At 60.8% G+C, this 1,703-nt stretch carries 1 protein-coding gene and 1 pseudogene; both read right to left on the reverse strand.

All coding sequences use genetic code 11. The features are described 5' to 3' along the window. A pseudogene (locus tag A5695_RS12590) lies at nt 1-928 on the reverse strand (hypothetical protein); the annotation flags it as partial. Further along, on the reverse strand, nt 928-1,703 hold a 776-nt coding region (locus A5695_RS29045; RefSeq protein WP_197515472.1), incomplete at its 5' end, for a phage tail protein. The gene A5695_RS29045 and the pseudogene A5695_RS12590, both read right to left, overlap by 1 nt.

Raw genomic sequence — 1,703 nt, forward strand, 5'->3', positions numbered from 1 at the left:
CCTTCAACGCCTCGATCAACTCGGGCAGGCTGTGACCCAAATCCGTCGCACCAGTGAAGGTGTTGTGGATGGTGTCGACGATGGACTGCAACTGGGCGATGAGGCTTTGGAAGCCTTCCGGAAGACCGGACACCCATTCGGGGAGGATTTTGTTCTTCGCTGAGGCGTCGTCGAACCAGATCGTCCCGTCGGTCGCTGCCTCAGTGAGGGCTATCCGGCCGCGGATCTCGTTGACGCTCCCGTCATCGGGTGCGGTGTAGGTTCCGCTCAGTTCTGCCCAACCACCAGATATCGTGGTCGGCCCGAAGGTGGTGACCGTGGCCGTTCCAACGAATGCGACGGTGTTCCCGACCCGCTTGTACTGCCTGATGTGCAGTTGAATCGGTGCTGTGGCGCCGGCGTATCCGGACCATTTGACGAACACTGATGTGTCGACCTGCTGGCCCGCTACCACGGTCGTCGGCACACCATGGATAGCTTTGAACGTGCCGTCAGCGGTGACACGTAACGCCCCTGATGAGTCAGCTGTCCGGGTGACGTCCGGGTCGAACACCCAGATTTCCGATCCGGAGATCGAGCTGGCGTCGGGGAATATCCCCAGCGGCCACAGGTTTTGCGCCAACTGGGCGGGGTTCAGCGGCGACACGTTCGTGAGGAGCCCGAGCAGCCACCCCGTCACATCAACCGGAGTACTGCTCAATCCCCCCGTCAGGGAGCGGATGTCATCCAATAGCGCACCGAGGTCGATCCCGGTGAGCTGCTTGATGGCCGGGAACAGGAAGTCCTCGATCCACTGCACCAGCGCATCAATGATGTCCTGCAGACTTACTTCCAGCTTTGGGGGCTGGAAGTTGATCCGCTGCAGCGGGTTATGCGATACAGGGAGCGGTAGCCCACCGGACAGTGATGGGTCTCCCGCGCGCGGCATTAGACCGGTATCGCCTGCAACGCTAGTTGCGCGCCGGCCGGGTCGAAATTATAGATGCCAGCCACACCATCGTTGAAGGCGTTCACGTACAGGGTTGCTGCGTCGCCGGTGGAGTTCGCCGGGATGACCGCACGCCCGTTGGTGGGGGTGATGGCGTCATTCGGCTGCGCCGCCGAGGAAGAGTGCGGGATCAGCGTCACATAGCCGGTGATGTTCCCGTAGCCGCGCGCCACCAGAGTCCCGGCAGCACCACCCAACCGCACCTCCAAGCCGATCGTCAATGGGGTGGTGTCGAACTCCACACCAGTGAGGCGGAAATGCCCAGTCACCCACGGAACCACATCGTGGTCGATCGGTGGAATAAGGCAAGTACCGATGGTGACCCGTGTGCCGAATGCTAAAGGCGTAGAGACGAAATGCCCTTCGGGGTAGGTGAACATCTGCGGCACCACATGCTCAAGCGGAGTCGGAACATAGTGGCTGCCATCCCACTGGGGAAGGTCCCCGAATGTTTCCCCACCACCGGAGTACAAGTTCCAATCCGAACCAACACCCGCAGGGCCGCGGATGATTTCGCGGTTTACCTCAAAGGTCCACGTAGGGCTCGCGTCGCTTCCCGTCTTGGTTATCCGGTACCCGTTACCCTGATCAACCGTTGACCATGTTGCTGCTTCATCGGCAGTGACCAGGTCGAATACAGGAGTTACCTTCGGAACCGGACCTACCTCTCCCGGCATTCCCTCCTTGTAAACCTCGTAGTCGGTGCCGTTCCACA

The sequence above is a fragment of the Mycobacterium sp. E1747 genome (assembly GCF_001667775.1).
Taxonomy (GTDB): Bacteria; Actinomycetota; Actinomycetes; order Mycobacteriales; family Mycobacteriaceae; genus Mycobacterium.